General features: G+C 74.0%; 6 protein-coding genes, 1 tRNA gene and 1 pseudogene. 5 read left to right on the top strand and 3 right to left on the bottom strand.

Features of this window, described 5'->3' with window-relative positions:
• The first annotated feature begins 329 nt into the window (after positions 1-329).
• Positions 330-1,766, top strand: coding sequence for an MFS transporter (locus ABZS66_RS59035; protein WP_354773345.1), 1,437 nt, complete (start codon positions 330-332; stop codon positions 1,764-1,766).
• A 2-nt stretch (positions 1,767-1,768) separates the two neighbouring features.
• Here the strand turns inward: ABZS66_RS59035 and ABZS66_RS59030 are convergent, their stop codons facing one another.
• From ABZS66_RS59030 to ABZS66_RS59020, 3 genes are read right to left on the bottom strand one after another with little or no spacing between them, the layout of a single operon-like run.
• The gene (locus tag ABZS66_RS59030; RefSeq protein WP_354773343.1) at positions 1,769-3,910 is read right to left on the bottom strand and encodes an SNF2-related protein; all 2,142 of its coding nucleotides are present in this window, start codon (positions 3,908-3,910) and stop codon (positions 1,769-1,771) included.
• Between the two features lie 55 nt (positions 3,911-3,965).
• Positions 3,966-5,039: a winged helix DNA-binding domain-containing protein gene (locus ABZS66_RS59025; RefSeq protein WP_354773341.1), complete on the bottom strand. Its 1,074-nt coding sequence runs from the start codon at positions 5,037-5,039 to the stop codon at positions 3,966-3,968.
• A complete protein-coding gene (locus ABZS66_RS59020) occupies positions 5,036-5,506 on the bottom strand; it encodes a VOC family protein (protein WP_354773339.1) in 471 nt (156 codons plus the stop codon). Before ABZS66_RS59020 ends, ABZS66_RS59025 begins: the two co-directional genes overlap by 4 nt.
• Before the next feature lie 93 nt (positions 5,507-5,599).
• Between ABZS66_RS59020 and ABZS66_RS59015 the strand changes: the two genes are divergently transcribed.
• The 4 genes and pseudogenes from ABZS66_RS59015 to ABZS66_RS59000 form a co-directional block, all read left to right on the top strand.
• Positions 5,600-6,577 carry a WYL domain-containing protein gene (locus ABZS66_RS59015; protein ID WP_354773337.1) on the top strand — a complete coding sequence of 326 codons (978 nt, stop codon included), beginning with the start codon at positions 5,600-5,602 and terminating at the stop codon, positions 6,575-6,577.
• A 52-nt stretch (positions 6,578-6,629) separates the two neighbouring features.
• Complete coding sequence (locus ABZS66_RS59010) at positions 6,630-7,046, top strand: hypothetical protein (protein ID WP_354773335.1); 417 nt, start codon at positions 6,630-6,632, stop codon at positions 7,044-7,046.
• A gap of 69 nt (positions 7,047-7,115) precedes the next feature.
• Positions 7,116-7,243, top strand: a tRNA-OTHER gene (locus ABZS66_RS59005).
• 35 nt (positions 7,244-7,278) lie between these two features.
• Positions 7,279-8,162, top strand: a pseudogene (locus ABZS66_RS59000) (hypothetical protein); the annotation flags it as partial.

Here is an 8,162-nt window from a genome sequence, read left to right as displayed (position 1 = left end):
CCCCGAGCGTGCCGAGGGTCATGCCACTGGTGTAGTCGACGAGCGCGACGGCCAGTGCGCCGTCGATGGTCATCGCACTCTTCAGCGCGACGTCGAGGGTGTTGCTCAAGACCTGCCTCCTTGGGTGTCGCCCGGGAGCCTGCCACGCGGCCATCCTCACGAACAGGCTTCGAGCAAGCATTTGACCGTCCGGCTCACCGCAACCTGCCGTCCCGACCGATCCCCTGCTCACAGCTCGGGTTGACGGCACCGACGGTCTGTGACATCGATTTCATTGGCTGCCTGCCGAGTCGATTTGACCGGAGGGGTGCCTCCGGTATTGTGGAGGCGTGCCTCGACTTCAAGCTACCTCACAGCGGCGGACGTTCGCCGTGCTCGCCGGCGCGGCGGGTGCGTTCGCCATGCTCCAGTCGCTCGTCAGCCCGGTCCTGCCGGTCATCCAGCGCGACCTGCACACCAGCGCGAGCACCGTCACGTGGGTGCTCACCGCCTGGCTGCTCGCCGCCTCCGTCGCCACGCCGCTCATGGGCCGCATCGGCGACATGATCGGCAAGGACCGCACCCTGCTCGTGGCGCTCGCCGCGATCGCCGCCGGGTGCCTGGTCGCCGCGCTCGCCCCGAACGTCGGGGTGCTCATCGCGGCCCGGGTGCTCCAGGGCCTCGGCGGCGCCGTCTTCCCGCTGGCGTTCGGCATCCTGCGCGACGAGTTCCCGCCCGACCGGATGGTCTCGGCGGTCGGCGGCATGTCGGCGGTCCTCGCCGTCGGCGGCGGGGCGGGGATCGTCCTGGCCGGGCCGGTGGTCGCCGCGCTCGACTGGCGGTGGCTGTTCTGGCTCCCGTTCGGCGTCATGGCGCTGACCCTGGTCCTGGCGTACCGGTGGATCCCCGCCTCGCCCGTGCGCACCCCGGGCCGGGTGAACTGGTTCGCCGCGGTCCTGCTGTCCGCCTGGCTGGTGGCGCTGCTGCTGCCGCTGAGCAAGGCCGGTTCGTGGGGCCTGCTGCCGGTGGCCGGCCTGCTCGCCCTCGCCGTCGTACTGTTCCTCGGGTGGGTCGCCGTCGAGCTGCGGGCCGGCAACCCGCTCGTGGACATGCGCATGATGCGGCTGCCCACGGTGTGGACCACCAACGTGGTGGCCCTGCTGTTCGGCGCGGCGATGTTCTCGGTGTACGCCTTCCTGCCGCTGTTCATGCAGATCCCGGCCGCCACCGGCTACGGCTTCGGCGCCTCGGTCGGCCGCGCCGGCCTGCTCATGCTCCCGCTGCTCGTCACGATGGCGGTGGTCGGCGCCCTGAGCGGCCCGGCGACCCGCTGGCTGTCGTCGCGCACCCAGGTGATCTGCGGCGCGGTCCTGGGCGCGGTCTCCTGCACGATGCTGGCGCTCGCGCACACCCACCCGTGGCAGGTGGCCCTGGCGGCGGGCATCTTCGGCGTGGGCATCGGCCTGGCCTACGCGGCCATGACGTCCCTCATCGTGCACAGCGTCCCGGTCGCCCAGACCGGCGTGGCGAGCGGCATGAACGCCAACATCCGCACGATCGGCGCGTCGATCGGCACCGCCGTGGTGAGCGGGATCGTGACCCACGGGCTGCGCCCCGACGGCCTGCCGCGCGAGTCGGGCTTCACGACGGCCTTCGCGGTCCTGGCCGGCGCCGCGACCCTGGCGGTCCTGGTGGCCCTGCTGATCCCCCGGACCCGCCGCGCGACGCCGGCCCCGGCCACGGCCCCGGTCTCGACGCCGGAGCTGGCGGACGCGAACGCGTCCTAGGATCACGCGACCGACAGCCGCTGCTGCTCCTGGGCGACGATCATCCGAGCCAGCTGTACCTCGGAGATGTCCACGGCGCCCGGCGCGGCCTGCGCGATCGTGCTGTGCCGGACGTACGCGTCGAACAGCTGCGCCTTCGAGCCGAGGATCTCGATCATGCGCTCGTCGACCGAGTCGGCGATCAGCAGGCGGTGCACCTGGACGGTGCGCACCTGCCCCATCCGGTGCGCGCGGGCGATCGCCTGGGCCTCGATCGACGGCTTGACCTGCGGCTCGCAGAGGATGACGACCGAGGCGGCCTGGATGTTCACGCCGACGCCGGCGGCCTCGATCTGGCACACCAGCACGGCCGGCTTCGCCGAGGCGGTGAACTCGTCCACGATGCGCTGGCGGTCGGCGACCGGCGTCGAGCCGGTGATCGGCCCGCGGGCGGCGGCGCCGAGGGCGTTGCCGACCACGGTCAGGACGTCGCGGAAGTAGGAGAAGACCACGACGTGGCGGCCGTTGGCCATCGCCTCCCGGGCCAGCTCGAGCAGCCGGGTCAGCTTCGCCGAGTCGTGCGGTCGGCGCACGGCGAACGCGGCCCGGCGCATGGCCATGAAGTTGCCGTCGCGGACCGCCTCGTGGTACGCGGCCCCGTCCTCGGCGCCGAACTCCTCCCACTCGTCGACCTGGACGAGCTCCGGCAGCTCGGTGAGCACGTCGGGCTGGTTGCGCCGCAGGTACACCGGCGCCGCCGCCCGCCGGAACGCCTCGACGCTGATCGCGGCGTGCTCCGGCCCCATCCCGGCGGCGACGTCCGGCCGCAGGTGCTCGATCAGGGCCCGGAACTCGTCGATGCGATTCTCCATGGGGGTACCGGTGAGAAAGAGCACCCGTTCGGACTCGGCCGCGACCCGGTTGACCGCCTGCGACCGCTTGGCGCCGGGGTTCTTCACGTAGTGCGCCTCGTCGACGACCAGCAGCGCCGGCCGGGGCGGCGGCAGCCCGAGGGCGGCGAGCGAGCCGAACGTGACCACGCCGGCACCGCCCGCGCTGCGCCACTTGGCGACCGCCCGCGCCCGGCCGTTGCCGTGCAGGCTGACGACCGGGATCGTCGAGTGCCGCGCGATCTCGCGGGACCAGTTGATCAGCACGCTGGCCGGGCAGACGACGAGGAAGTGCGTGGCGCCGCGGGCGGCCAGGTGCGCCATCGCGGCGATGGCCTGCACGGTCTTGCCCAGCCCCATCTCGTCGCCGAGCACGACCCGCCGCTGGACCAGGGCGAACCGCGCGCCGAACGACTGGTACCCCCGCAGCCGCAGGCTGTCGTTGAGCCGGGACGTGTCGAGCTGCTGCGCCCCGACCCGCTCGACGATGTCGGCGGGCAGGAACCCTTCGCTCGCCGCGACGTCGCCACCGAGGCCGACGACCTGGCTGAGCAGGTTGTAGTAGTCCGTCGAGTGCAGCTCGAAGTCGCGCCAGACCTGCCGGTCGCCGGGCGTGCGGACCGCGCGCGCCTCCCGCGCGGCGCCGGGCAGCCCGCCCGCCTCGGCGGTGTCGACGACGGCTCTCAGGCGCCGTGCCGCGTCGTCGGCGACGGCCTTGTCCGCGGCCCGCATGAACAGCCGGCGCAGCCGTCCCGCGGCGGCGGGCGCGGCGACCGGCCGCAGCGCGTCCAGCTCTTTGGCGACCGGTCCGGCGTCGGCCTCGTGGGCCCCGGCCGCGCGCCAGACCGCGCCCCAGGTGGCCAGCGCCCGCACCAGCCGGGTCAGGTCCGGGTTCCCGGGCGCGAACTCGATCCGGAACTGCAGTGAGTCCCGCGCGGCCCGCTTGAGCTGCTCGGCGGCGAGGATGGTCCGGCGGGCGGTGCCCTCACCGATCCCGGGCACGGTGGTCAGCCGCTCCGGTCCGGCCCTGAGCACGTCGGCGACGGAGTAGATGCCGTGCGCGGGCAGCTCGTCCAGCTTGGCCCGGCCGTCGACGGTGTCCTTGACGGTCTCGATCGACATCTTGCCGATCGCGGTCCACACCTGCGGCTCGGCCGCGACCGCGTACGCCTCGACGACCTCCGCCCGGGCCTTCCCGAGCAGTTCGGCGATCGCCTCGGCGTCGGCCTGCACCCGGGCGCCGCGGGCGAGCAGCGCACGCGTCTCCCGGCTCATGCCCATCAACGTACCGATACACCGCCGGTGGCGCCCGTCACAGCCCCCGGGGCGCTCAGTTCCCCGGGGGTGCGATGAACGTGGCCAGGTGGTCGGCCTCCTCGGCGACGGCGGCGTGCTCGGCGCGCGTGAACGGCCGCAGCGGCGTGACGTCGACACCGCCCGCGCCGCCGGTCCACGTGGCGGCCACCCGGCCGTCGACCAGCACGACCCGCGCTCCGGCGACGGACAGGCCGCGATGGTCGTGGTCGATGATGCGGCTGCGGTCGTGGTACCCGAGGATGGCGTTGTCGAAGGCCGGCAGGAAGCGGACCGGGGCGGGAGCGTCCGGGCCGGGCCGGGGAGCGTCGGGCAGGTCGAGCAGTTCGCGGCCGCGGTCGTCGCGGAAGCTCACCAGCTCGTCACGGACTGCCGCCACGGCCCTGGGCAGCCCGGCCAGCCCGCACCACGCGCGCAGGTCGGCGCTCGCCGCGGGGCCGAACGCGCCGAGGTAGCGCCGCACGAGATCCTCGCCGACCGGATCGGCCCCGTCCGGGGGCTCGGGTGCGGCGTCGCGGCTGAGCCACTGTGACAGCGTCAGATAGCGCGCCCCGGCCGTGCTGCCCCAGGTGCCGCGCGGCGGGAGCTGGACCGCCGGCACGAGCGCCGCGACGACGGCCTCGCCCAGCACCCGCGGCGCCCGGTCCGGGTGCCGCCCGGCCAGCTCGCGTCCGACGTCGCCGAGCGAACGCGGCCGGCCGTCGGACAGCAGCGCCCGCGCCTGGGCCGCGAGCTCGTCGAGGTCGAGCCCGGCGAGATCGCGGCCGTACACACCGAGGATCCGCTGGCGCAGCAGCGCCTGGTGCCGGGGGCGCCAGTCCCAGGCGTCCCCGGCGGTGACCAGGTGCACCGTGCGACGCATCAGGTGCAGCCGCACGACGGCGCGCTGCTCGAGCAGCCGCGAGAGCTCCGCCGGGTCGAAGCCGCTGACCCGCGACCACAGCCCGACGAACGGCTCCTGCGGCTCCTGCGCCTGCAGCCCGCACAGCCTTCCGACCACGTCGAGCACGGACGCGCCGGTGCGCTCGAGCAGGAACTGGCGGGCCAGCGTGGCGCGGTTGAGCGCGCGTGCGTCGAGGCGCTCGGTCATCCCCGGAATGCTACGGCGACGTCGAGGATCCACGTGATGCCGAAGCGGTCGGTCAGCATCCCGAACGCCGGCGCCCACTGCGCCGGGCCGTATGCCTCGACCACGGTGGCGCCGTCGGCCAGCCGCTCCCACAGCGCGCCGACCTCCTCGACCGTCTCGCCGCGCACGGACAGGAAGAACGGCTCGCCGGTCAGCGTCGTGCCGTGCTCGCGCCGCGTGGCGGGCGTCGGCGCGGCGCCGGCTCCGGCGTCGGCTGGGCCGGGCACGTCGTAGGCCATGACGCGGAAGCCGTCGGCCGACGCGAGCTGGCCCCAGACGACCTTGCCGGCGTCCGGCAGCTCCTTCGGCATCCCGAAGTCGCCGTACGTGATGACCATGATCTCGCCGCCGAACACCGAGTGGTAGAACTCCAGCGCCTCCCGGGCGTTGCCCCGGAAGTTGAGGTGGGCGGTGGTGGTGATGCTCATCGAGACTCCTGGTGAGTTGGTTCCGGTGTCAGCACCAAGGTTCGACGGTGTAGGTGACAGGTTGTGGCACCTACTGCGGGTAGATTCAGATTCGTGCCGAAAACCTCCGGTCGACTGCTGGCCCTGCTGTCGCTGCTGCAGACGCGCCGCGACTGGCCGGGCACGCTGCTGGCCGAGCGGCTCGACATCAGCCTGCGGACCGTGCGCCGCGACGTCGACCGGCTGCGCGAGCTCGGCTACCCCATCGCCGCCGTGAAGGGTCCCGACGGTGGCTACCGGCTCGGCGCCGGCACCGAGCTGCCGCCGCTGCTGTTCGACGACGAGCAGGCCGTCGCGCTCACCGTCGCGCTGCAGATCGCCGAAACCACACTGGGCGACGGCACCGGTGAGGCGGCGGCCCGGGCGTTGACCACCATCCGGCAGGTCCTGCCGTCCCGGCTCCGGCACCGCGTCGACGCCCTCCGGATCACCGCCGTCGAACGGCCCGCCACCCGACCGGCCGCCCCGGTCGACGGCGACGTGCTCCTGGCGATGAGCTCCGCCGTGCGGGCCCACGAGATCCTCCGCTTCGACTACGGCGCCGAGCCCGCGGACGGGCCCCCGCGCCGCGTCGAGCCGCACCACGTCGTCACCTGGGACGGACGCTGGTACCTCGTCGCGTGGGACCTCGACCGGTCGGACTGGCGCACCTTCCGCGCCGACCGGATCGCGCTGCGCATCCCCAACGGCCCCCGCTTCACGCCCAGGGAACTGCCCGGCGGCGACGTGACCACGTTCGTCACCGGCCGGTTCCGCGGCGCTGCCGACGGCACCGCCGGCTGGCCCTGCCAGGGCACCGCGCTCCTCGACCTGCCGGCCGCCACCGTGGCCCGCTACACGCGCGAGGGCATCGTCGAGGAGCTCGGCCCGGACCGCTGCCGGCTCACGCTCGGCTCCTGGTCCTGGCCCAGCCTCGCCGCCGCGATCGCCCGCTTCGACACCGAGATCGAGGTCGTCGGCCCCGCCGAGCTGGTCGACGCCGTCGGTCACCTGGCCCGCCGCCTCGCCCGGACCGCCGCCCGCGCGCGCTGACCGCACATGCGCGCGGGTGCTGGTGCCCGGGCGCTCTGATTGAATGCCAGGCGTGATCGCCCCCTCGGACGACGCACCGCACCATCAACCGGCCGCGCGGCCCCGGCGCGTCGTGGTGCTGACGGTGCTCCTGCTGATCGGCGCCGTCTGCGCGCCGGTCGTTGCCGCCGGTGCCGATGCCGGCCCGTTCGCCGGCCTGCCACCGTGGACCTACGCCGTCCTCACCCCGGTCTACCTGACCCTCGCCTGGGCGGTGTCACGCGCACGGCGCTGGGCATGGTGGACCCTGGTCGCGCTCCACGGCACCGACGCCGTATACCTGCTGTTGAGCGCCGCGTCCATGAACGACGCCACGGCCGGCCGGAACCTCATCTGGCCGGCGGTCTACCTCGTCGTACTGACCAGCGAGCCGACGCGGGCGTGGTTCGGCATCACGAACCGCACGAGCCCGGGCCCGCCGGCGACGTGACGCTCTGCTCGCCACCCAGCGGCGAAACTCGATGGTCTTCCGCGTTCGGGGCGTGCGACGATCATGCCCGGGTCGCTAGCTCAACTGGTAGAGCATTCGACTGAGTAGCGCGTCCGCTCTCCGCCGGTGCGGTCATGGGTGTGCTTCCTTCTCCTTGTTGGATCGAAGGGTTCGGGGTTCGAGTCCCCGGCGGCCCACCCCAGTGCCACCGCCAGCAGAACGGAGCGCCCGCGTGCTCGAGAAGCTGATCATCCAGAAGACGCTGCGCGTGCCGGCGAGCAGTGGCGCGGCCGGCGACGGCACGGCCGTGGCCCGGCAGCTGGACGCGGCGCTGCTCGACGTCGGGTTCTCCGCGTCGCGGGCGCTGCTGGAGCACGTCGGTGCCCTGGCCACCGGGCCGGCGATGGACCTCGCCGCGACGGTCGTGTCCGCCGTGCGTGAGCTGGTCGGCGACCACGTCCGGCACAACGCGTACTTCATCGGCTTCCCGCACGACGTGCCGGACACCGTCGAGTTCTGGGTCGAGCGGCTGCAGGCGGCCGTGCTCGCCGGTCGCCGTGCGGCGACGGACGTGCGGTTGGTGAACCTGCTCAACCTGCCGGGCTACGGCACGTACCAGCACACCTACGCCGACCTGCTGGCCGCGCACGACGCGCTGGTCGCCTCGGCCGGTGACCGGGTGACCCTGCTGCACCTCGGCGACACCGCCGACGTGGAGGCGGAGCGGCTCTATCTGGCCCTGGCCGGCAGCTCGACGCCGCACGGCGAGGCGGACCTCGCGATCCTCGGCGAGCTCGCGGTCGCCTGCGCCGACGGCGTGCAGCCGGCCAACATTCCAGTGCGGGAGAACCGGGCGGTGCTCAACGGGGTCCGGCTCGTCCTGGGCCGGCCGCTGGTCGCCGTGGACACCACGACCGACGTCCTGCGCCTCGCCTGCCAGGTCTCCGGCGGCGACGTCCCGCTCGCGACGCCGACGCGCTTCCGGGCGTTCCGGCGCCGGGAGCGGCGGGTCCTGCTGGCCGCGCTGAACGAGGTCGTCGGCGCCAGCCCGGCGAAGCTCGGCGTTGCCGAGGCCGGTGTTGACCAGGACGGCCTGACCGCCGAGGGCGATCACCG

It is taken from the genome of Dactylosporangium sp. NPDC005572 (assembly GCF_040605515.1).
In the GTDB taxonomy this organism is placed as follows: Bacteria; Actinomycetota; Actinomycetes; order Mycobacteriales; family Micromonosporaceae; genus Dactylosporangium.
This window is presented reverse-complemented; position numbering and strand designations above follow the sequence as displayed.

What these genes read in the sequence shown, in the direction of transcription:
- ABZS66_RS59020 (WP_354773339.1), bottom strand. Translation starts at nt 5,506, where the DNA reads ATGAGCATCACCACCACCGCCCACCTCAACTTCCGGGGCAACGCCCGG.
- ABZS66_RS59025 (WP_354773341.1), bottom strand. Translation starts at nt 5,039, where the DNA reads ATGACCGAGCGCCTCGACGCACGCGCGCTCAACCGCGCCACGCTGGCC.
- ABZS66_RS59030 (WP_354773343.1), bottom strand. Translation starts at nt 3,910, where the DNA reads ATGAGCCGGGAGACGCGTGCGCTGCTCGCCCGCGGCGCCCGGGTGCAG.